This is a genomic window from Bradyrhizobium denitrificans (assembly GCF_013179005.1).
Classification (GTDB): domain Bacteria; phylum Pseudomonadota; class Alphaproteobacteria; order Rhizobiales; family Xanthobacteraceae; genus Bradyrhizobium; species Bradyrhizobium denitrificans.
Genome location: NZ_JABFDP010000019.1, coordinates 159,250 through 178,875, shown reverse-complemented (window position 1 = coordinate 178,875; position 19,626 = coordinate 159,250). Strand labels below are relative to the sequence as shown.

Genomic DNA, 19,626 nt, shown 5'->3' with positions numbered 1-19,626 from the left:
AAAGATGAGCTTCATGCAGCGCAAAAGCGGCCTCCTCAAGGCGATGGCCGTGGCCCTTTCAATCGCGCTGCCGACGGTGCTCGCCGTCTCGGCAGCTGACGCCCGGATCGGCGGCGGCTCCAGCTCGGGCTCCCGCGGCACGCGTACCTTTTCCGCGCCGCCTCCGACCACGACGGCGCCCGGATCGGCGTCACAATTCAATCGCACCATCACCCAGCCGGGTCAGCCGGGCGGCTTCAACACGGCTGCGCCCGCGCGTGGCGGCCTGTTCGGCGGTCGATTCGGCGGCATGCTCGGCGGTCTCGCCGCGGGCTTCCTCGGCGCCGGCCTGTTCGGCATGCTGTTCGGCGGCGGCCTGTTCTCGGGGCTCGGCGGCTTCGCCTCGATCCTCGGCCTGATCCTGCAGATCGTGCTGGTGGTGTTCCTGGTGCGGATGGCGATGGCCTGGTGGCAGCGCCGTAACCAGCCGGCTTACGCCGCTGGCCCGTCGCCGGCCGACGGACAGCAGAGCTTCCGGTCAGGCCTGAGCGGGCTTGGCAGCGGTCTCGGCGGCTTCGGTGGCTTCGGCGGTGGCAGCAACCAGCCGCCGCTGCAGATCCAGCCGGCCGACTATGAGGCGTTCGAGCGCCTGCTCGGCGAGATCCAGCAGGCTTGGTCGAATGAAGATGTCGGCCGCCTGCGGCTGTTGTCGACGCCCGAGATGGCCTCGTATTTCGAGCGTGATCTCGAGCAGAACCAGGCCCGCGGCGTGGTCAACAAGGTCTCTGGCGTCAAGCTGTTGCAGGGCGACCTCGCCGAGGCCTGGCGCGAGAACGGCGCCGACTATGCGACGGTCGCGATGCGCTTCACCCTGGCCGACAAGACCACCGAGCGCGCCTCGGGCCGCGTGGTCGAGGGCTCCGACCAGCCGCAGGAGGTCACGGAGATCTGGACCTTCCTGCGCCATCCCGGCGCCGACTGGCAGCTGTCGGCGATCCAGCAGGTCAGCTGAGCCGAAAGGTCGGACGATCATCATCAAGCGCCGCGGAGCCATCCGCGGCGCTTTTGCGTGTGCGCCCGGCGCGGAATATTCCAGCGTGTCATGGGTTCCTGAAGACGCGAACGACATCGCGCCCAAGCGATGCGCCGGCATCACGTCCACCAGGGAGGACACCATGAGATCGATCCGCAGCATCCTGATCGGCAGCGCGCTGCTCGCCGTCGCACCCGGCCTGATCGCGACTGCGTCGGCTGACGGCGCGGACATGAGCTTCTTCCTCACCAGCAACGGCCCCGGCCAAGGCGGCAATCTCGGCGGCCTTGCTGGTGCCGACAGGCACTGCCAGACCCTGGCGCAGGTCGCGGGTGCCGGTGCCAAGACCTGGCGCGCTTATCTGTCGACGCAGGCCGCCGACGGCCAGCCGGCGGTGAACGCGCGCGACCGCATCGGCAAAGGCCCGTGGCAGAACGCCAAGGGCGTCGTCATCGCCAAGGACGTCGCCGAGCTGCACAGCGGGTCGAACAATCTCACCAAGCAGACTGCGCTGAGCGAGAAAGGCGAGGTCATCAACGGCCGCGGCGATACGCCGAACCGCCACGATGTGCTGACCGGCTCTCAGGCCGATGGAACCGCCTTCGCCCCCGGCGAGGACCGTACCTGCCGCAACTGGACCAGCGCGACAACCGGTGCGGCCATGGTCGGCCATTCCGATCGCATCGGGCTGCGCGACGACGAGCCGTCGAAGTCCTGGAACGCGTCGCATCCCTCGCGCGGCCCCGATGGCGGCTGTTCCCAGGCCGATCTCAAGAGCACCGGCGGCGACGGGCTGCTATACTGCTTTGCGGCGAACTAACAACCCGCGTCCTCTCCGTCGCAACACGTATGGGCGCATCAGATCGAGGATGGCCCATGCGCTACGAGCTGTATTACTGGCCGATGATCCAGGGCCGCGGCGAATATGTGCGGCTCGCGCTGGAGGAGGCCGGCGCAGCCTATCGCGACGTCGCGCGCGAGGAGGGCATCGCCGCGATGACGACGATGCTGCAGGCGGACAGCGACACGCCGCCCTTCGCGCCGCCGTTCCTCAAGGCCGGCCGCCGCGTCATCGGCCAGACCGCCAACATCCTGTTGTTCCTTGGCAACCGCCATGGTCTTGCGCCGAAAGCCGAAGCAGGGCAGCTCTGGGTGCACCAGCTGCAGCTGACGGTGACCGATTTCGTCGTCGAGATCCACGACACCCATCACCCGCTCGGACCCACCTTGTACTACGAGGACCAGCGCGCGCCGGCCAAGAAGCGCACCGCCGAGTTCTGGAACGAGCGGGTGCCGAAATTCCTCGGCTATTTCGAGCAGATCCTGGCCAACAGCGGTGGCGCCTACGTCACCGGTCGTCGCCTAACCTATGTCGACCTGTCGCTGTTCCAGATCATCGCCGGCCTGCGCTATGCGTTCCCAAATCGGATGGCAGCCTTCGAGCGCTCCATCCCGGGCCTGGTCGCGCTGCATGACCGCGTCGCGGCGCGACCGAACATATCAGCCTATCTCGCCAGCGAGCGCCGCATCGCCTTCAACGAAGACGGCATCTTCCGCCATTACAAGGCGCTGGACGCGTGAAGCCGGGCGCGCGCGGCGCTCTTTATCGAGCGAAGGATGAACGTGGCCGCCGGTGTCGAACAAAGAGGCCCCCGACGGCCAAGCGCGCTACGCCCACACGTATAGCGGCGGACGCTTGACGCGCCGCCGCTATACGAAGTTGGCCTGATGGAGTGGGGTCGTCAGGCGAGAATGTCGACGCGCGTGCCCTGGCCGGGCGGAAGCGGCGGACGGGAGGCCTGCTTCTCGGCAGCGGCTTCGTCGCCGGTCTTCTCGGGCTTGAAGGACTGAGTCTCTTGGCTCTGCGTCTGTTGGGTCTGCGGCTTGTTCGTCTCGGTCGAGACCGGCGGCGGTGAGGGCGGCGGTGATGACGTCGAAACGCTCGAAACGGACATGGTCCAGCTCCTCGCTTGGTGTTGGACCAAGCGTGAGCATGGGGCGCGAAAACTTCGTCAATTGGATCGTTCGAATTGTCTGCAACTGTGGGCGGCGGCCACGATAGTGAATGGGGCGCTGACACGCGTAAAGAAAGGCTGCGGTATCAGCGTATCCAGGCCTATTGATCCTTGCTGCGTGTGATCGTGATCGACGACTCCGTCTTGGTTCGCGCGCAACGCATGTCGAGTCGCCGGTAGCGGCTTGCGACATCGTCGCCGCGGAAGATCCCGAGCCGGCGGTAGCAGCGGGTGACGCCGCGCTGCATGTCGTCCTTGGGCAAGGTGAACACGATCGCGGCCGCGCTCGCCATCAGCTCGACGAAGGCCGGCGTCGGCTTGCGGTCGGATTTGCCGAACAACTGGTTGCTGAAATTCTTCGATGAGCAGCCGAGCGTGATCTCGCGCGCTTTGGGATGCGCCAGATAAACCGTGCCGGCCGCCGTCTGGCCGATCCTGATGCCCTCGATGCCGTTCTTCAATTCCTTGGCGAGGTCGTCGCAACGGTCCGCGCGGGCCGGTTGCGACGTCAGCGCCATGCTCAGCGCAACGAACGTGGCGAAACCAGCGGCCCGGCCAAATGCCCAATGATATGAATGCATTCCAAATACCCCCGCGGCATTGAAGCGTGCACGGGCCGGTGATGCAAGCGCTTGGGCGGATCGCTGCGGCAGCCAACAGACAGGTGTGGCAAACCGGCCGTGCGTGCAGGGCAGCCGATCGCCAGGCTCGATGCCGCCATGGCGCGTGGAGCCGCCGGTTCGACCGGCGCGCGCCGCGCGAGCCTCGTCGGCCTTGTCACTCCCGGCCAGACGTGTTCTACTGCAGGTATTTATTAGGTCGTTTGCAGCTATAGATTTATCAGTGGAGTTGCGACATGGCCGCTCCCCCCATCAAGCTTCATTACGTGCCCGCGATCGCCGCCGAAGCGGCCAAGCGGTTCAAGTCGCGCAACGAGCCGCGCCGCAGGCGGATGACCGCTGCCAACAAGGGCGAATACACCAAGGTCGAATCCAAGGAGCGGCTGGTCAATCACGTCAACAGGCTGCTGAGCGAGCTGGCGAGTTCTACCGCCGCGCCGGATCCGGCGAGCGCGCAGGAGACGTTGCGGCGCGAGGCCCCGACGTTGAAGGGCCTGCCGTCACCGGGCCAGGTCACGGCGAGCGACATCAACGATCGTTTTGTGGAGCGCGTGATCGGCAAGACGCGCGACTTCCTCGCGGTGCAGTTCTTCGATCGCGGTGCACGGGCGAGCCGCGCGGTGTGCCGGATCGTCACGACCTTTCCGGAGGGCGAAGCCTTCGGCACCGGTTTCCTGGTCACGCCGCGGCTGCTGATCACCAATCATCACGTGTTCACCGATGATGACGTGGCGCGGCGCAGCAGGGCCGAATTCAACTATCAGCTCGGGGGCGACGAGACGCTCGCGGTCGAGACCTTCGCCTTCACGCCCGACGTGTTCTTTCTCAATGACAAGGGGCTCGATTTCGCGCTTGTCGCGGTGGCCCCGAGCTCGGTCAAGGGGACGCCGCTCGATCATTTCGGCTTCTGTCCGCTGATCGGCGCCGAAGGCAAGATCATCACCGGCCAGCCGGTCAACATCGTGCAGCATCCGAGCGGCGGGTTGAAACAGGTCGTCGTGCGCGATAACCAGCTGATCGACCTGCCGGAGAACGGCTCGGCGGTGGATCAATACGCCTATTACGAAGCCGACACCGAGCCGGGCTCGTCGGGCTCGCCGGTCTTCAACGATCAGTGGGAGGTCATCGCCCTGCATCATTCGGGCGTGCCCAAGACCAACCGCAGCGGTCAGGCGCTCGACGCCAGCAACAAGGTGGTGCCGTCCGACGGCGACCAGACTCGCGTCGAATGGATCGCCAATGAAGGCATCCGCACCTCCCGTCTGGTCAAGTTCATCGCCAATGCTGGCGTGGCGCGCGGCAAGGAGCTCAAGGACGAGTTCGTCAATATCAGCGCCGGGCAGGTGGTTCGGCCGCCTCCCAACCCGCCGGTGGAGAGCACGCCAGTGACGCCCGAGCCTCCGCCATCGCCGCCGCCTCCCGCGCCTGAGCCCGTGGCGGCGTCGCCAGCCGGCACGGTCTCGATCACGGTGCCGCTGAACATCACGATCAGCCTTGGCGCGGCGGCTGGCGCCACCATCGCCGCGCCGGCGGGAGTGCTCACGGCGCCGGCTGGCTCGGATCTGCTGGAGCAGGCGCGGCCCGAGCCGTTCTCGACGCCGCGCCCGGGGTTCGATGCGAAGTTTCTCGGCTTCGATGCGCCATTGCCCAGGCTTGCGCCGCCCGCAGCGGCGGCGGCGGCGAAGCTCGCCAATGGCGGCATCGAGCTGACCTACTTCCACTACAGCGTCATCATGAATGCCCAGCGCAGGCTCGCCTTTGTCTCCGCGGTCAATCTCGACACAAAGGCGAAATTCCAGGTCAAGCGCGACGGCAAGGACAAATGGTACTATGACAGCCGCATCCCGCGCGAGGCGCAAGCGGGCCCCGAGCTCTACGCCGACAACCCGCTCGACTTCGGCCATTTGACGCGCCGCCAGGACGCGGCCTGGGGCGCCGACGAGGACGAAGCCAACGCCGCCAACAGCGACACCTTCCATCTGACCAACTGCTCGCCGCAGCATTCGGTGTTCAACCAGAGCAGCCTCGCCAGCCACAATGGCGTGCTGCTGTGGGGCAACCTCGAAATGTATGTGACGGCGCAGGCGAAGAAGGACACGCCGCGGCTGTCGATCTTCAACGGCCCGGTGTTCCGCGCTACCGACCAGCTCTATCGCGGCATCCTGTTGCCGCGCGAGTTCTGGAAGCTGATCGTGTTCACGCGCGCCGATGGCCGGCCCGGCGCGGTCGCCTTCGTGCTGAGCCAGGAGAGCCTGATCCGCAATCTGCCGGCCGAGGAATTCGTGGTCGGGCCCTACCGTCCGTTCCAGCTCCGTATCGCCGATCTCGCCGCGCGCACCCAGCTCGATTTCGGCAAAATTCAGAGCTACGACCGCATGGGCGATGTCCGCCAGGAGAGCCTGATGGAGGGCGCGCGCAGTCCGGTGGTGTCGATCGGCAGCTTCGCCGACGTGGTGATCTGAGCGGGCAGGGCGGCCGGCAATTCAGACCAAAGTAGGCATGGTTCGGCCCCGGTGCCGCCATGCCGATACATAGGTTGCGCGCCTGGAAGATGGTCGATATCAGACCTGTCAAGACCGCTTTGGGCGGCCCTTTTTAGAACCCCACGAGCTCGCCATGAACGCGCCCACCGCCTTTCCCGACCAGTCCAAGCCCGTTCCGCCGTACAAGCACACGCCGTTGTTTCCGCTGGGGCCGGACACCACGCCCTACAAGAAGATCACAAGCGAGGGCGTGCGGGTCGAGAAGGTGCTGGGCCGCGACATGCTCGTGGTGTCGCGCGAGGCGCTGCGGGCCTTGTCCGAGGCCGCCTTCGGCGAGATCAACCACTTCCTGCGTCCCGGTCATCTGAAGCAGCTGCGCAGCATCCTGGAGGATCCGGAGGCCAGCCCGAACGACAAGTTCGTCGCGCTTGATTTCCTGAAGAACGCCAATATCTCCGCCGGCGGCGTGCTGCCGATGTGCCAGGATACCGGCACCGCGATCATCATGGGCAAGAAGGGCTGCAACGTCATCACCGATGGTGACGACGAGGCGGCGTTGAGCGAAGGCGCCCGCGACGCCTATCTGCGCCGCAATCTGCGCTACTCGCAGGTCGCGCCATTGTCGATGTATGAGGAGAAGAACACCGCCAACAACATGCCGGCGCAGACCGAGATCTACGCCGAGGGCGAGGACGCCTACAAATTCATGTTCATGGCCAAGGGCGGCGGCTCGGCCAATAAGAGCTTCCTGTTTCAGGCGACACCCTCGGTGCTCACCAAGGATCGCCTGCTGGCCTTCCTCAAGGAGAAGGTCCTGACGCTCGGCACGGCGGCGTGCCCGCCCTATCATCTGGCGATCGTGATCGGCGGCACCTCGGCCGAATTGTGCATGAAGACGGTGAAGCTGGCGTCGGCGCGTTATCTCGACGCGCTGCCGACCCAGGGATCGGCCGATGGCAATGCGTTCCGCGATCTGGAGATGGAGCAGGAAATCCACAAGATGACGCAGAGCCTGGGCGTAGGCGCCCAGTTCGGCGGCAAATATTTCTGCCATGACGTCCGCGTCATCCGCATGCCGCGCCATGGCGCCAGCTTGCCGATCGGCCTCGGCGTATCCTGCTCGGCCGACCGCCAGGTGCTCGGCAAGATCACCAAGGACGGCGTCTATCTCGAGGAGCTCGAGCATCATCCGGCGCAATATCTGCCGGAGGTCGAGCAGGCGCTCGGCGGCGAGGTCGTGAATATCGACCTCAACCAGCCGATGAAGGACATCCTCGCGACGTTGTCGAAGAACCCGATCAAGACCCGGCTGTCGCTGACCGGCACCATGATCGTGGCGCGCGACGCCGCGCATGCCAAGCTGCGCGAGCGGCTCGATCGCGGCGAGCCGCTGCCGGACTACTTCAAGAACCATCCGGTCTACTACGCCGGTCCCGCCAAGACGCCGGATGGCTACGCCTCCGGCGCGTTCGGTCCGACCACCGCGGGCCGTATGGATTCCTTCGTCGATCAATTCCAGGCTGCCGGCGGCTCGATGGTGATGGTCGCCAAGGGCAACCGCGCGCCGGCGGTGCGCGAGGCCTGCAAGAAGCACGGCGGCTTCTACCTCGGCTCGATCGGCGGCGCCGCGGCGAACCTCGCCGAGCACTGCATCAAGAAGGTCGAGGTGGTGGAATATCCCGAGCTCGGCATGGAAGCGATCTGGCGCATCGAGGTCGTGGATTTCCCGGCCTTCATCATCATCGACGACAAGGGCAACGACTTCTTCAAGGAGCTGAACCTGGGTTGAGGTTCTCCGAGACGGATGCGAGGACCGCATGGTCGAATGGTTCGATGACCTCACGATCGGGATGACGTTCAAGAGTGGTGAAGCGGTGGTGTCGCGCGAGGACATCAAGCGCTTTGCCGCCGAATTTGATCCGCAGCCGTTTCATATGGATGAGGAGGCGGCGGAGAAGACCATTCTCAAGGGGCTGGCCGCTTCCGGATGGCACACCGCGGCGATCGCGATGCGGCTCGCGGCAGAAGCCCGCCCGTTCGGTCCGCATCCTCTGTTCGGTGCCGGAGTCGACGAGTTGCGCTGGCTGAAGCCGGTGCGGCCCGGCGATACGCTTCATCTCGAAGGCGAGGTGGTCGATCTCGTACCGTCGCAAAGCAAGCCGCAGGGCATCGCGCGCATCCGATGGACCGCCTATAACCAGCACGGCGAGGCCGTCTATACCTTCAATCCGATCGCGATCGTACCGCGGCGTCCGGCCTGATCGGCACGCCGGCGGAGCGCGAGCTGCATCGAGACAGCATGTTTCTCGGGCTTGATGGTTTCCGCAACGGCTGGGTCGCTGTCCGGATCGACGGCGAGTGTCGGGCGATCGAATTCCGTCCTGACGTCGCGGGGGCACTGGCGGCGCCCTTCGTGCGCGCGGCCATCGATATTCCCATCGGCATGCGTGACGACGGCGCGCGCGCCTGCGACCTGCTCGCGCGCGACAGGCTCGCGCCGCATAGGTCCCGCGTCTTCACCGGGGCGCGGCGCTGGTTGTGGGAGGACTACACCGATCCCGATCAGGCCAATGCCGAGGCCTCGCGGCGCGGGCAGACGCGCGCCTCGCGCCAGCTTTGGCATCTCGGCCGCAAGATCATGGAGGTCGACGCCTTCGTGCGCGGGCATCGCGAGCTCGACATCCGCGAGGCGCACCCCGAAATGGTGTTCCTGCGCCTGCACGGCGCGCCGCTGCCGCCGAAGAAGACGCATGAGGGCGCCAGTCTGCGGCGCGACCTGTTGTTTGCGGATGGTTTTCACGACATCGACGAGTGGGTCAGCCGCGCCCGCATCGGCACCGGCGCCAAGGCGGACGACGTGCTCGACGCCTGTGCCGTGGCACTCGCTGCCCGCGACTGCGCCGGCTGCGTGCCGGAGGGCGATCCGCCATGCGACGCGCATGGCCTGCCGATGCAGATCTGGTTTTGAGAGCTGCTGCTTCGCCGCCGCAGGTCGGTTGCGTGCCCACCGTCGGTCGGCGGATGTTCGCGCGAATGGTGGGCATGGCGCGCGAGAGGCCGTCACATGATCGCGACGGCGAAGCGCGCCTTTGCCAAGGCTACAGACAAGGCTACTGAATAGGGTTCAGCCCCGCGCGCCAGTGAACGGGAAGCTGCCCATGAAGCCGATGCCCATCTCGCCGGAGATGGTGTCGCCGGCCACCTTGCCCTTGAAGTCGAGGGTCAGCGGCATCGGGCTGGTGATGGAGACCTTCCAGGCGACGTCGTCGCCGTTCACGGTGCCATCGAAAATCTCAGCGGAATCGCCCTCCGCGGCCTGGGTGCCGGTCAGCGTCGTGCCGGAGCTCTTCAAGCTCAGGGTCGCGCTGCGCTCGCCCATCGGCGTGTTCAAGGTCAGATTCCAGTTGCCGTCCACTGCCATCGATCGTTCTCCTGGCGTTGCCATCCCGCGCCCCGAAGCCGCCTTCGAGGGTGCCTTGGGGCGCCCCTATAGCGCATCTTTGCGCGTAAGCCCAATACGACGATCGCGAGGCCTCAGGCGCGGGCCGCGCGCAGGCGATTGGCCACCACAAAGCGGAAGGCGATGAACTGCAGCGCGAAGGCCGCGACCTTGGCGCCGCCAGCGATCACGGTGATGTAGAGCACCCAGAGCTTGATGTCGCCGTGCATCGCCATGGCGACGGTGCCCAGGCCGAGCGCGAACATCAGCGCCGCCCAGGCGTAGCCGGCGGCCGTGACATATTCCGGGATGGTCTCGGAGACGATCGGCGGCACGTAGCGCAGCATCCAGCCGCGCTTGAGCATGATGAGGCCGATCGCGAAATGGCCGATCGCAGGTTTGGCGAACATGAAGCGCGGATCGTTGGTGAGCAGCGTGACGCCGCCGAGCACGATCACGAGGCCGACGCTGGCATAGGCCATGAAACTCAGGCTGACGCCCCTGACGCGGGCATAGACCACCTGGACCACAGCCACGGCGACCGCGGCGGCTGTCGCCAGCACGACGTCGTCGGTTGCGATGTACAGGATGAAGAACACCGCGGCAGACAGGAAGTCGGCCGTCAGCTTCGCAAACACGTCTTTCACGCACGTCCCCCCTGGGGCAGAATCGTCAGGAATCTTGGCCGGACATTACGGCAGCACTCTGCGCCGCCATGTCCTTCGTCCTACGGTACTCAGGATACCAACGCGTGAAGTAAAGTGCACTGTTGCGCGCGGCAAAAGCAATGGCGAGGCCAGTCCAATAGGGCAGCCCGGGAACGTAGAGCGTCATCAGATTGCCGATCATCATCAGCAGGGCCGCCAGCGTCCAGGCGCCGGTGATCACGTAATTTGCGCGCATAAAGCCGGGAATGGCGGCAATTTCCGGCGGGACCTTCTCCAGCGCATATTGCAGGGTGAATGGCACGCGCAGCAGCATCGACCCGAGCGACAGCGCGAAAATGCCGCAGTCGACCGCAAGACGCACCCCGGAGACGCTCATGCTCGGGTCGATGAGATTGAGGTACGCCGCTACGCCGGCGAACACGATGGCAGAGCCGAGGCCGAGGATCTTGACGGAACGCCCGTTGATCATGTCGAGCGCAACCACGGCCAGGCACAGCCCGGTAGCCACAGCCAGGCTGAGGGTCGCAGAGACCATCGTCAGCAACGCGGCGTAGACGCCGTAGGGCGCGAGAATGAGTAAAAGCGTCATTGACGGCTGCTCCCGAGCCAATCTTTACACCGACAAGATGAATAGAGGCGGCACAGCTTCCGGTCAAGCCAAATCTTGACAGTGTCAAAATATCGTGACGGCGCAGGTTAATGTTGGACAGTCAATGACTTGTCGTCAGGCGCCGACCCAATTGCCGTGAAAGCCGTCGGGGACGCGATGGCCGAGATGGACCAGCGCCACCGGTCCGCTGGCGATGTCGGTGGCGTTCAAGACCGCGAGGTCGGAGGTGTTGGTCGCAGCGCGCCACACCACCGTGAGCAGCCAGCCGTCACCTTCCGCCGCATCGGCGCGGCGCGGCACGAACACCGGCTCCGACAGGCTGTCGCCATCCGGCAGCAGGTAGGTCGCACGCCGCGTGCCCGCGGCGCCGTCGACCTGCGCAAGGCCGGAGAGGGCGCCGAACAGCGGGCCGTCCGGATTGGCGCAGGCGTACCAGCCGTGGCGGCTCGGAAGCCCGGCGCGGCGGTCGTCGATGCGGGGGAATTCGCCGGTGAGATCGTCGAGATAGGTCTGTGTGAAGCGTTCGCTGGTGCCGGCGAGGTCGAAGCTCCAGCGGCAGAGCCGCGCGCGCGACTTGGCCGGATCGGTCGGCCGGCCGTCGGGGTGCGGAAACAGCGGCGGCTCGTCGAACTGCATGACGTCGGCGATGATGTGGTGGCCGTCCTCCCAGGCGTTCATGACATGAAAGACGTAACAAGCCTCGCCGCGATACCAGACGATGTCCTTGACGGCGCCGCCGCGCTTCATGACGCCGACATAGGCGCCCTTGTCGGGCTCCCAGGCATACGGCGGCCTGCCGGACATTGCGCGCTCCAAGCTTCCGGTGAGCGGCAGGATCGGAAACAGCACGTGATCAGCGGTGACGACGAAATCATGCACCATGCTGGCATAGGGGGCGTCGAAGCGATTGAGGCGCGTCAGCCGGCCGGAGGCGTCGACGGTGCCGTAGGTCAATGCCGGCGTCAGCGGCCCGGCGGCGTTGTAGCCGAAGAACAGCAGCTCGCCGCTGACCGGATCGGTCTTCGGATGCGCGGTGAAGGCGCCGCGCAGACGGCCGCCGAAATCGTGATAGCCCGATGTCGCCAAGGTGCCCGGCTCGATCTCGGTCGGCAGATGCGCCTCCTCCAGTGCAAGCAGACGACCGGCATGGGCGATGATGTTGGTGTTGGCGACGCCGCCATCCGTGACGTCGGCCGGCGCGTCCGGGAGTTTGCGGCCGAAGCCGCCGAACAGCGCGCGTCCCGCGCGGCGCTCGGCCTCGAATTTCGGCGTCCGGACCCAGCGGTTGCGATAGGAGGCGCGGCCGTTTTCGAGATGGAACGCGTGCAGCATGCCGTCACCGACGAACCAATGTGCGCCCGGCGACGAGAATTGCGGGTTCGGACCGTTGCGATACAGCGTGCCGTTGAGCTCGCGCGGCAGCTCGCCGCTGATCTCGAGGAACGGCGCATCGCATTCGAACGGGATCGGCGCGAGGTTGCTACGGTCCGTCCGGGGCGTGGCAGGCGTCTGCGTCATGGCCGTTTCCTCAGCTTATCTTTACGATGTAAAGATAAGCTAGCGGGACTTCCTGAGCTGGTCAAGTTCAATCTTTACGATGTCAAAATCACGAGTATAAGGAGTCCATGACGATCAAACCGGAACAGGGGCGGACGCGCACACGACGCCCGACCGCAGCAACGACACGCGGCAAAGCGCGCCGCGGGGCCGGCACCGCCGGCGATGCGGTCGCACCCTATCATCACGGCGCGCTGCGCGATGCGCTGCTCGAAGCGGCCGAGCGCGTGCTGGAGCGCGACGGTCTGGCGGGGCTCACATTGCGGGCGGTGGCGCGGGAGGCCGGCGTGTCGCATGCGGCGCCGACGCATCATTTCAAGGATCTCACCGGTCTGGTGAGTGAACTCGCCGCGATCGGCTTCACGCGCTTCAATGCCGCAATGAAGGCGGCGGGCGAGGGGCCGGGCACGCCGATCGAGCGCGCGATGGCGCGGGCGCATGCCTATGTCGCCTATGCGCAGGCCAATCCCGGCATGTATGGACTGATGTTCCGCACCGAGCGGCTCGACTATTCGCGTCCCTCGCTGCACGAGGCGGCCGAGGCGTCCTTCGCCGGTCTTGCTGGTTCGGTGGCCGCACGCAGCGGAGACCAGGTCGGCAATGAGGAGCTGACGATCGATCAGGCTGCGGCGATCGCGCGCGCCTGGTCCCTGGTGCACGGCTACACGATGCTGCTGCTCGACGGCCGTCTCGCCGACATCCTGCGCCGTTCACCGCCGGGCACCAATGCCGAATCGCTATTGGAGGCGATGCTGCGGGCCACGGTGCCGAAGCTGCCGCCGGGCGCGTAGCTCGACACAGCGGAAACCGGGCGGCGGATTGCGCGTTGGTGGGGCATGGCACGAACACCACGCGCTCCCTGGACGAAGCCCAATCCGCGCAAGCGCGCCGGCAAGGCTTCGACGCATCTCACCCCCGCCGAAAAGGCGACGGCCAAAGCGCGCGCCCGCCGCGCCGGATGGCGCTATCCCAATCTGGTCGACAATATGCGGGTGGCCGCCAACAAGGCGGCCAACACCAAGACCAGCGGGCGCAAGCGCGCCGCGACGTCAAAGACCAAGCGGCGCCCTGCATCGTCTGCCAAGAAACCGTCCGCCAAACCCGCCACGAAACGCGCCGTCCCCCGCGCCACAGCGACAGCGCGCAAGACAAGGGGGCACGCGCAGGAGAAGGATCCGCGCGGCGGCTTGACCGCAGCGGGACGCCGGGCGTTCGCCGAACGCGACGGTGCGCATCTGAAACCGGGCGTCAAGAAAGCGGTATCGCAGATGACGCCCTCCGAGATGCGCCGCAAGGGCAGCTGGGCGGTGCGGTTCTACGGACGCAAACAACTGCCGCCCTTGGTCGACGCAGAAGGGCGGCCGACCCGGCTCGCGCTGTCGGCGCATGCCTGGGGCGAGCCGGTGCCGCGCACGGTGAAAGCCGCGCGCCGAATTGCGGCCAAGGGCGAGCGGCTGCTCGCCCGCTATCATCGCATCAAGGACCGCGGTGCGCGCAGCCCGCGCTAGGGTCGCGCCAGGCCGATGACGCGGCCGCGCGTGCCGACGATCCTCACTTCGTCCTTGCTGCAGATGAAGCTCCGTGCGGTCTCATCGGCGGCCTGCCGCGCCAGTTCATTGGCGTTCGCGTTGGCGGTCGCATCGACATAGGCAACGTGGCACACCGGCCCTGGCGGTAGACGCGTCACCACCAGCATCGGCTTGTCCTTCGGCCCGCTCTTGCCCTGGTCGTCATTGTCGGCGATCTGCCAGCGCTGGATGATCGCGAACGGCCTGCCGTCGGCCACGCGCCATTCGACGGTGTTGCCGGCGGAATTGAACGGACCGAACCAGGATTCGGCTGCGGGCTCCTTCGCGGCGGCGCGCGCACTACGTCCCACCGAGACCGTCTGGCGAAGATCGCCCTCGTTGACGAGCAGGATCAGCCCGTTCTTGCCGGGGCAGATCTGCGTCGAACTGTCACCGTCCTTCTTGCCGCTGATGGTACGGCAATCCTTGGCGGCGGCCGAACTGTAGATGCTTCCGATCGTCTCGGCTGTAGCCTGGCTGCCGCACGCGCCGGTGAGGAGGAGTGCTGTGCCGATCCAGGCCAGGACCTGTGAGGCGGAGAGGGCGGTCAGTTGTTGGGCAGGAGACATCAGGAACTCGCCGTTAGGCCTGCGCAAGCTGGGGAAGGATCGGCGCGACGGCTTGAAACACCTGACAGCACCATGAATTTGTCCTAGAACGACCGCCTTGTACCATCCACTTATCAGCTCTCGGTCATGCCTGCCATCCCGCCGACCAAACCCTATCGCATCGGCCGCTCCAAGACGGGGCTCGGCCTGTTCGCCACCAAGCCGATCAAGAAGGGCACCAAGATCATCCGCTATTTCGGTCCGCTGCTGGATTCGAAGAAGGCGGATGAGGACGCGATCGAGAACAAATATCTGTTCGAGCTCGACAAGCGCTGGACCATCGACGGCTCGATTCGCGAGAACGTCGCGCGCTACATCAATCACTCTTGCAAGCCGAACGCCGAATCCGACGTCAAGCCGCGCAAGAAGAAGATCTTCATCCGCGCCATCAAGGACATCGAGCCGGGCGAGGAGATCAACTACGATTACGGTACCGACTATTTCAAAGCCTATCTGAAGCCGATCGGCTGCAAATGCGAGGCCTGCGAGAAGAAGCGGGCAAAGAAGAAGGCTGAGGCGCGGGCCGATCGCGTTCTTCAAAAGGCGAAGGACGAGCGCAAGGCCAAGAAGAAGGCCGAGAAGCTCACCAAGGACACGGCGAGGGATCCAGCGAAGGACAAGGCCAAGCAGCGTTCCAAAGCCAAAGCGAGCACCAAGGCCGGAGGCGATGCCCAGGCGCGCGGCAAGGCCAAGAGCCGGCGGCCGGTGCCGACCGTCGGCAAGCGCGTGAAGACTAGGTCCACCGTCAAGACGCTGACCAGCCGCGCCAAGGCGGCCTGAGGCGGTCAGCCTGCGTTCCTTGCCTCGTCACGCGGGCTTCTGAAAGCCAGCGTCGTCCAGGTGACGCCCGCGGCGCGGTTCTCGGCGCCGCGCGACGCGCCATCTTGGTTGAACACGAGGCTCATCCCGAGTTTCCGCGCAGGTTCGATGATCGCCTCGGCGTCGATCTCGAACATGCGGCGGCCCGGAGGCACCGGCCCGTGCCGCAAGGTCATGATCAGCAGGCCGCCGGGAGCGATTCGTGCCGCGATGTTGGGAAGCGCTTGTCGCCGCTGCGCGTCGTCGAGATGCATCAAGACGGCGGTCGACATCACGAGATCAAACTGTTCACCGCGAGCGGCCAGAACTGCGAGGTCCGGGAGGCTGTCGTCGATCCAGGTGATGGCAGGGCAGGCATGCAGCTCGATTGCGCCGATGCGCAGCTCATGAGTCGGCTCGACGGCCACCACCTGATGTCCCAGGCTTGCAAACCAGGCGGCGTCACGCCCCGTGCCCGCGCCGATGTCGAGCACGCGGGCAGGAGTCTCCGGAAGCAGATGACGCACGGCCGCATGGACCTGCTCCGCGGGGATGCTTTCATAACGGATCAAGAGGGTGTCGGCCTCGGCGGCGTAACCTTCCGTTCCGCTCACATGCGGCTGCATCGCTGCGCTCCCCCTTACGTTTTCGATCCTGCAGGGGACAGTTTCGCCGCCCATGTGCAGCCGTCAACCGGGTAGGAACGCCGGCCATCCGATCGCCATGGCCGGCGCCCATCTGCGTTTGCCTCATGCCATGATCGGACCCGCACTGCGGCGCAAGCCCATATATTGCAGCTCGGCGAACACGCCGGTGCCCACCGCCTGGGCCGCGACAAAGATCTCGCCGAGCGCGTTCGGGGCAACCAGGCCCGAGAACAAGAGGCCGATGCTGCCGACCGTCCACGCCGCGTTGCCGGCGATGACGAGCAGCACCAGCGGCCTGGGCGCCGTTGCGCGCGAGGCGAGCCAGCCGACGAGGATCGTGTAGGCGATCAGGAACAGGCCGGTCTCCCGCAGCAGCGCGTCAGGCAATTGCATCAGCGTCGCGAGGGGACCAGCGTCGACCGTGAGGACGAGGCCGGCGACGCCGCTGAAGATGGCGTCGGCGAGCAAGGCGCGGCGGAGCAGGGTGGACGAGGTGATCATGTTGTGTCTCCTTCGGTTGGGGGAACGGCATGGTTCAACGGAACCAGGCGAGGAGCTGACGGCGCAGGCGCCTCGGGCACAGCGAGCGTGCCGCCCGCGTCTCGATGGCGTAGACCTGCGCGAAGACGAGGCTGCCCGTGGCGTGCAGCAGCGGCTCCGGCATGTTCAGCGAGCGTGCCAGCAGAGAAGTCGCGAGGCCCGCCAGCCAGCTGCTGTGCGCCGTGAATGGAGTGCTCTCGGGATCCTGCTGCCTGCTCATGGTCTGCTCCTGTGAGCATCACGATGATCGGTCGCGGGAGGCTTTTCGATTACCTCGCACGTCATGGTGGCGCTGACGTCTGCGTGATAGATCTCCGCTCATGATGAACCAGCTCGCTTCGGCGCGCGCCGACCGCGCCAAACCCGTTCATGTCGGCGAGCATCTGCGGCAATGGCGGCAGCGGCGGCATCTCAGCCAGCTCGATCTCGCGCTCGATGCGGAAATTTCCGCCCGGCATCTGAGCTTCGTGGAGACCGGCCGGGCAGCGCCGTCGCGCGACATGGTCCTCAAACTGGCGGAGCGGTTGGACGTGCCCCTGCGTGAACGCAATGTGCTGCTGGTCGCGGCGGGCTACGCGCCCGCCTTTCAGCAGCGCCCGCTGGACGATCCGGCGCTGAAGCCGGCGCGCGAGGCGATGAACCTGGTGCTGACGGCGCATGAGCCCAATCCCGCGCTCGCGGTCGATCGGCATTGGAACCTGGTCGCGGCGAACCGCATGATCGCGCCGCTACTCGCCGGCATCCCGGATCACCTGGTGGCGGCGCCGCTCAACGTGCTGCGGGTGGCGCTTCATCCGGAGGGCCTGGCGGCGCGGACGGTGAACTTGGCCGAATGGAGCGGACATCTGCTGGAGCGGCTGCATCGGCAATGCGAAGCCACGGCCGACGCCGATCTGCTGGCGCTCTATCAGGAGCTGCGATCCTATCCGTTCCCGGCGCGATCCGGGCCGCTGGCGGCCGACAGCGTCGCGATTCCGCTGCGGCTCCGGGTCGGCAATGATGTGCTGAGCTTCTTCTCGACCACCATGGTGTTCGGCACGCCCGTGGACATCACCCTGTCGGAGCTGGCCCTGGAAACCTTCTTCCCGGCCGATGAGCTCACGGCGAGCAAGCTCAAGGAGATGGTTACCCTGCTGTGACCCCGGCTTGTGCTGGCGGGGCACGGGTTTATCTTGGGCGAATGCAAGCGAACCCGGAGCGACGCGCATGAGCCCCTTGAAGCCGCTGACCATCGATGTCGTGTCCGACGTCGTCTGTCCCTGGTGCTACATCGGCAAGCGGCGGATCGAAGAGGCGTTGAAGCTGGTGCCGGACGTGCCGGTCGAGGTGAACTTCCGGCCGTTCTTCCTCAATCCCTGGGTCCCTCGCGAGGGCATCAGCCGCGAGCAATATCTGACGACCAAGTTCGGATCGGTCGAGGCCTACAAGGGGATTGCGGGCCGGGTGGTCGCGGCTGCCGCGCAGGAAGGGCTGAGCTATCATCCCGAGCTCGTCGCCCGTCAGCCCAACACGATCGATTGTCATCGCCTGATCCGCTGGGCTGGCGACATCGGCAAGGCGCCCGAGATGAAGCAGCGGCTGATGGAATTGTATTTCCGCGACGGCGGCGATCTCACCGATGTGAACGTCCTGGTGCAGGCCGCAGCGGATTGCGGGCTGGATGCCGACGTCGTCCGCAAGATGCTCGCCACCGACCAGGATGTGGAGCTGGTCTCGGCGCAGGCCCAGGAAGCCGCAGAGAAAGGTATCTCGGGCGTGCCGACCTACGTGTTCGCGCAGAAATACGCGGTTTCCGGCGCACAGGATCCGCAGATGCTCGCACGGGCGATTCGCCAGGTGTCCGCCGAGGTCAACGCTGCGGCTGCGGAGTAGCGGCCCGGTTCTTTCGGCTGCCGCGCAGCGCATGCACTGTGCGGCGTGCAGCGGCGAGGCCGTCGCGGCGAAGCACCAGCGCCGCATGGATGATCTCGGCCACCGGATCGCGCCTGTAGAGCGGAATCAGCACGTCGCCGATGGCCAGGCGTCCGCGCCAGATCGGATTGATCATCGGATGATCGGGACCGGCGGTGGAATCGGCAGAGTTGATAGCCGGGTCACTGCAGAGGTGCCGTGTCAGATCAAGCGTCAGCTGCACGCCTGGGGAATATCTCGCGAAATGCTCGTCGACGCCGAGCTTGAAGAAGAAGGCGCGGTGCGCGTGGCGCAGCACGATGCCGGCGGCCACCGTCGTGTCTCCGGCCACGAGGCTGATGATCTCGCAATCGCCGTCCTGAGCCAATGCTGATGCCGCGCGCCGGATGAAGGCCGCGTCGCCATCGTGCTGAACAAGCGCCGTGCCACGGCGTCCCTTCCAGCCGCTCGCCTCCAGCCTCAGAAACGTCTCGAGCGCAGGAGCAATCTCGCCAGCCGACCGCGCGACCTCGAACCGCACGGGACCGTGCTCGGCCAGTCGATGCCGCTGGCGGCGTAACTCCTTCAGCTTCTTGGGGCCGAGAGCGTCCTGGAGCACCTTCTCGCCATCGCCCGTCGCATCCAGGCACGCCCGCTCATAGGATTGCAGGATTCGCGGCGACAGGCCGTCACGACGAAGAGCCGTCGTGAACGCCTGCATCACGGGCCCCGCGATCGACATGTCACGGAGCAGGATCGCGCGTGCGCCGGTGCGTCGTGCCTCGTCGAGCAGTCGGGCAGCGGCCGGTTCCGCATGCTCACGATCGAGCAACGGCGTGCACAACGTGCCGTAGGGATGGCCGCTGGCGAGGGCAGGCAGGGGCAGCTTGCAGGCCTTCCATAGCGAGGTGACCGGCATCAGACCGGCGAGAGAAGAGGGCTGAGCCTCATCGGAGGCGCAGAGCGCCGAGGTGCCGGTGCGGCCGCGGGCAGAGGCGTTGACCGCGAGCTCCCATCCGGGAAGATAATAGCCGTTGGGCTCTAGGGCGCGCGCGGCCAGATCCCGCCAAGCCTGCGGCGCTACGCTGTCGAGCGGAAGCGGCCGCGCGATCGGCGCGCGCCGTTCGCGATCCATGCCACGGTCCTCCGCTGCCGAAGGCGCATGGGCAAT

23 protein-coding genes are annotated in these 19,626 nt (G+C 66.2%); 12 read left to right on the top strand and 11 right to left on the bottom strand.

What is annotated here, in order from left to right:
- Nucleotides 1–13 precede the first annotated feature (13 nt).
- From HL671_RS22205 to HL671_RS22195, 3 genes are all read left to right on the top strand, one after another.
- On the top strand, nt 14–991 hold the full coding sequence (locus HL671_RS22205; RefSeq protein ID WP_012045414.1) for a Tim44 domain-containing protein: 978 nt from the start codon (nt 14–16) through the stop codon (nt 989–991).
- 163 nt (nt 992–1,154) lie between these two features.
- Nucleotides 1,155–1,832: a lectin gene (locus HL671_RS22200; RefSeq protein WP_172238538.1), complete on the top strand. Its 678-nt coding sequence runs from the start codon at nt 1,155–1,157 to the stop codon at nt 1,830–1,832.
- 56 nt (nt 1,833–1,888) lie between these two features.
- Nucleotides 1,889–2,593 carry a glutathione S-transferase gene (locus HL671_RS22195; RefSeq protein ID WP_012045412.1) on the top strand — a complete coding sequence of 235 codons (705 nt, stop codon included), beginning with the start codon at nt 1,889–1,891 and terminating at the stop codon, nt 2,591–2,593.
- Between the two features lie 161 nt (nt 2,594–2,754).
- On the opposite strand, the gene HL671_RS22190 is transcribed toward HL671_RS22195, so the two are convergent.
- Together HL671_RS22190 and HL671_RS22185 are read right to left on the bottom strand one after the other, a co-directional pair.
- Nucleotides 2,755–2,967: a hypothetical protein gene (locus HL671_RS22190; RefSeq protein ID WP_012045411.1), complete on the bottom strand. Its 213-nt coding sequence runs from the start codon at nt 2,965–2,967 to the stop codon at nt 2,755–2,757.
- 161 nt (nt 2,968–3,128) lie between these two features.
- Nucleotides 3,129–3,608 carry a hypothetical protein gene (locus HL671_RS22185; RefSeq protein ID WP_012045410.1) on the bottom strand — a complete coding sequence of 160 codons (480 nt, stop codon included), beginning with the start codon at nt 3,606–3,608 and terminating at the stop codon, nt 3,129–3,131.
- Between the two features lie 275 nt (nt 3,609–3,883).
- Between HL671_RS22185 and HL671_RS22180 the strand changes: the two genes are divergently transcribed.
- From HL671_RS22180 to HL671_RS22165, 4 genes are all read left to right on the top strand, one after another.
- The gene (locus HL671_RS22180) at nt 3,884–6,109 is read left to right on the top strand and encodes a DNA/RNA non-specific endonuclease (protein WP_172238535.1); all 2,226 of its coding nucleotides are present in this window, start codon (nt 3,884–3,886) and stop codon (nt 6,107–6,109) included.
- A 154-nt stretch (nt 6,110–6,263) separates the two neighbouring features.
- Entirely contained in the window at nt 6,264–7,919 is a 1,656-nt protein-coding gene (locus tag HL671_RS22175) for a fumarate hydratase (RefSeq protein WP_172238532.1), read from the top strand.
- A 28-nt stretch (nt 7,920–7,947) separates the two neighbouring features.
- Entirely contained in the window at nt 7,948–8,391 is a 444-nt protein-coding gene (locus tag HL671_RS22170; RefSeq protein ID WP_012045407.1) for a MaoC family dehydratase, read from the top strand.
- 38 nt (nt 8,392–8,429) lie between these two features.
- A complete protein-coding gene (locus HL671_RS22165) occupies nt 8,430–9,098 on the top strand; it encodes a DUF429 domain-containing protein (RefSeq protein WP_172238529.1) in 669 nt (222 codons plus the stop codon).
- A 156-nt stretch (nt 9,099–9,254) separates the two neighbouring features.
- Here HL671_RS22165 and HL671_RS22160 read toward each other — a convergent pair whose 3' ends face one another.
- The 4 genes from HL671_RS22160 to HL671_RS22145 form a co-directional block, all read right to left on the bottom strand.
- A complete protein-coding gene (locus HL671_RS22160) occupies nt 9,255–9,551 on the bottom strand; it encodes a hypothetical protein (protein ID WP_012045405.1) in 297 nt (98 codons plus the stop codon).
- Between the two features lie 113 nt (nt 9,552–9,664).
- Nucleotides 9,665–10,216, bottom strand: a complete 552-nt coding sequence (locus tag HL671_RS22155) for a septation protein IspZ (RefSeq protein WP_012045404.1) — start codon at nt 10,214–10,216, stop codon at nt 9,665–9,667.
- Between the two features lie 25 nt (nt 10,217–10,241).
- Complete coding sequence (locus HL671_RS22150; RefSeq protein ID WP_172238565.1) at nt 10,242–10,826, bottom strand: hypothetical protein; 585 nt, start codon at nt 10,824–10,826, stop codon at nt 10,242–10,244.
- Nucleotides 10,827–10,961: 135 nt separating this feature from the next.
- A complete protein-coding gene (locus HL671_RS22145; RefSeq protein ID WP_172238526.1) occupies nt 10,962–12,365 on the bottom strand; it encodes a carotenoid oxygenase family protein in 1,404 nt (467 codons plus the stop codon).
- Between the two features lie 107 nt (nt 12,366–12,472).
- Here HL671_RS22145 and HL671_RS22140 point away from each other — a divergent pair, with 107 nt between their 5' ends.
- Both HL671_RS22140 and HL671_RS22135 read left to right on the top strand, forming a co-directional pair.
- Nucleotides 12,473–13,195: a TetR/AcrR family transcriptional regulator gene (locus HL671_RS22140; protein WP_012045401.1), complete on the top strand. Its 723-nt coding sequence runs from the start codon at nt 12,473–12,475 to the stop codon at nt 13,193–13,195.
- Between the two features lie 45 nt (nt 13,196–13,240).
- The gene (locus HL671_RS22135; RefSeq protein WP_172238523.1) at nt 13,241–13,912 is read left to right on the top strand and encodes a DUF6321 domain-containing protein; all 672 of its coding nucleotides are present in this window, start codon (nt 13,241–13,243) and stop codon (nt 13,910–13,912) included.
- Here the strand turns inward: HL671_RS22135 and HL671_RS22130 are convergent.
- Nucleotides 13,909–14,541 carry a hypothetical protein gene (locus HL671_RS22130; RefSeq protein ID WP_172238521.1) on the bottom strand — a complete coding sequence of 211 codons (633 nt, stop codon included), beginning with the start codon at nt 14,539–14,541 and terminating at the stop codon, nt 13,909–13,911. The two genes, HL671_RS22135 and HL671_RS22130, sit on opposite strands and share 4 nt — an antisense overlap.
- A gap of 126 nt (nt 14,542–14,667) precedes the next feature.
- Between HL671_RS22130 and HL671_RS22125 the strand changes: the two genes are divergently transcribed.
- Nucleotides 14,668–15,360 carry an SET domain-containing protein gene (locus HL671_RS22125; protein ID WP_012045398.1) on the top strand — a complete coding sequence of 231 codons (693 nt, stop codon included), beginning with the start codon at nt 14,668–14,670 and terminating at the stop codon, nt 15,358–15,360.
- A gap of 5 nt (nt 15,361–15,365) precedes the next feature.
- Here the strand turns inward: HL671_RS22125 and HL671_RS22120 are convergent, their stop codons facing one another.
- The 3 genes from HL671_RS22120 to HL671_RS22110 all read right to left on the bottom strand — a co-directional run bounded on the left by HL671_RS22120 (nt 15,366) and on the right by HL671_RS22110 (nt 16,785).
- Nucleotides 15,366–16,004 carry a class I SAM-dependent methyltransferase gene (locus HL671_RS22120; protein WP_012045397.1) on the bottom strand — a complete coding sequence of 213 codons (639 nt, stop codon included), beginning with the start codon at nt 16,002–16,004 and terminating at the stop codon, nt 15,366–15,368.
- Between the two features lie 123 nt (nt 16,005–16,127).
- Nucleotides 16,128–16,526, bottom strand: coding sequence for a hypothetical protein (locus HL671_RS22115; RefSeq protein WP_172238518.1), 399 nt, complete (start codon nt 16,524–16,526; stop codon nt 16,128–16,130).
- Between the two features lie 34 nt (nt 16,527–16,560).
- Nucleotides 16,561–16,785 carry a hypothetical protein gene (locus tag HL671_RS22110; protein ID WP_012045395.1) on the bottom strand — a complete coding sequence of 75 codons (225 nt, stop codon included), beginning with the start codon at nt 16,783–16,785 and terminating at the stop codon, nt 16,561–16,563.
- 103 nt (nt 16,786–16,888) lie between these two features.
- Here HL671_RS22110 and HL671_RS22105 point away from each other — a divergent pair, with 103 nt between their 5' ends.
- Both HL671_RS22105 and HL671_RS22100 read left to right on the top strand, forming a co-directional pair.
- Nucleotides 16,889–17,704, top strand: coding sequence for a helix-turn-helix domain-containing protein (locus HL671_RS22105; RefSeq protein WP_012045394.1), 816 nt, complete (start codon nt 16,889–16,891; stop codon nt 17,702–17,704).
- A 67-nt stretch (nt 17,705–17,771) separates the two neighbouring features.
- Nucleotides 17,772–18,437 carry a DsbA family oxidoreductase gene (locus HL671_RS22100; protein WP_172238515.1) on the top strand — a complete coding sequence of 222 codons (666 nt, stop codon included), beginning with the start codon at nt 17,772–17,774 and terminating at the stop codon, nt 18,435–18,437.
- Here the strand turns inward: HL671_RS22100 and HL671_RS22095 are convergent.
- Nucleotides 18,415–19,590 (bottom strand): GNAT family N-acetyltransferase, encoded by a 1,176-nt coding sequence (locus HL671_RS22095; protein WP_246579549.1) that lies wholly within the window; start codon nt 19,588–19,590, stop codon nt 18,415–18,417. The genes HL671_RS22100 and HL671_RS22095 overlap by 23 nt on opposite strands.
- Nucleotides 19,591–19,626: the final 36 nt, after the last annotated feature.

Coding starts and splice junctions, on each gene's coding strand:
- HL671_RS22165 (WP_172238529.1), top strand. CDS start 8,430: ATGTTTCTCGGGCTTGATGGTTTCCGCAACGGCTGGGTCGCTGTCCGG.
- HL671_RS22135 (WP_172238523.1), top strand. CDS start 13,241: ATGGCACGAACACCACGCGCTCCCTGGACGAAGCCCAATCCGCGCAAG.
- HL671_RS22160 (WP_012045405.1), bottom strand. CDS start 9,551: ATGGCAGTGGACGGCAACTGGAATCTGACCTTGAACACGCCGATGGGC.
- HL671_RS22205 (WP_012045414.1), top strand. CDS start 14: ATGCAGCGCAAAAGCGGCCTCCTCAAGGCGATGGCCGTGGCCCTTTCA.
- HL671_RS22190 (WP_012045411.1), bottom strand. CDS start 2,967: ATGTCCGTTTCGAGCGTTTCGACGTCATCACCGCCGCCCTCACCGCCG.
- HL671_RS22125 (WP_012045398.1), top strand. CDS start 14,668: ATGCCTGCCATCCCGCCGACCAAACCCTATCGCATCGGCCGCTCCAAG.
- HL671_RS22095 (WP_246579549.1), bottom strand. CDS start 19,590: ATGGATCGCGAACGGCGCGCGCCGATCGCGCGGCCGCTTCCGCTCGAC.
- HL671_RS22195 (WP_012045412.1), top strand. CDS start 1,889: ATGCGCTACGAGCTGTATTACTGGCCGATGATCCAGGGCCGCGGCGAA.
- HL671_RS22180 (WP_172238535.1), top strand. CDS start 3,884: ATGGCCGCTCCCCCCATCAAGCTTCATTACGTGCCCGCGATCGCCGCC.
- HL671_RS22110 (WP_012045395.1), bottom strand. CDS start 16,785: ATGAGCAGGCAGCAGGATCCCGAGAGCACTCCATTCACGGCGCACAGC.
- HL671_RS22140 (WP_012045401.1), top strand. CDS start 12,473: ATGACGATCAAACCGGAACAGGGGCGGACGCGCACACGACGCCCGACC.
- HL671_RS22130 (WP_172238521.1), bottom strand. CDS start 14,541: ATGTCTCCTGCCCAACAACTGACCGCCCTCTCCGCCTCACAGGTCCTG.
- HL671_RS22185 (WP_012045410.1), bottom strand. CDS start 3,608: ATGCATTCATATCATTGGGCATTTGGCCGGGCCGCTGGTTTCGCCACG.
- HL671_RS22145 (WP_172238526.1), bottom strand. CDS start 12,365: ATGACGCAGACGCCTGCCACGCCCCGGACGGACCGTAGCAACCTCGCG.
- HL671_RS22175 (WP_172238532.1), top strand. CDS start 6,264: ATGAACGCGCCCACCGCCTTTCCCGACCAGTCCAAGCCCGTTCCGCCG.
- HL671_RS22105 (WP_012045394.1), top strand. CDS start 16,889: ATGAACCAGCTCGCTTCGGCGCGCGCCGACCGCGCCAAACCCGTTCAT.
- HL671_RS22150 (WP_172238565.1), bottom strand. CDS start 10,826: ATGACGCTTTTACTCATTCTCGCGCCCTACGGCGTCTACGCCGCGTTG.
- HL671_RS22120 (WP_012045397.1), bottom strand. CDS start 16,004: ATGCAGCCGCATGTGAGCGGAACGGAAGGTTACGCCGCCGAGGCCGAC.
- HL671_RS22115 (WP_172238518.1), bottom strand. CDS start 16,526: ATGATCACCTCGTCCACCCTGCTCCGCCGCGCCTTGCTCGCCGACGCC.
- HL671_RS22100 (WP_172238515.1), top strand. CDS start 17,772: ATGAGCCCCTTGAAGCCGCTGACCATCGATGTCGTGTCCGACGTCGTC.
- HL671_RS22170 (WP_012045407.1), top strand. CDS start 7,948: ATGGTCGAATGGTTCGATGACCTCACGATCGGGATGACGTTCAAGAGT.
- HL671_RS22200 (WP_172238538.1), top strand. CDS start 1,155: ATGAGATCGATCCGCAGCATCCTGATCGGCAGCGCGCTGCTCGCCGTC.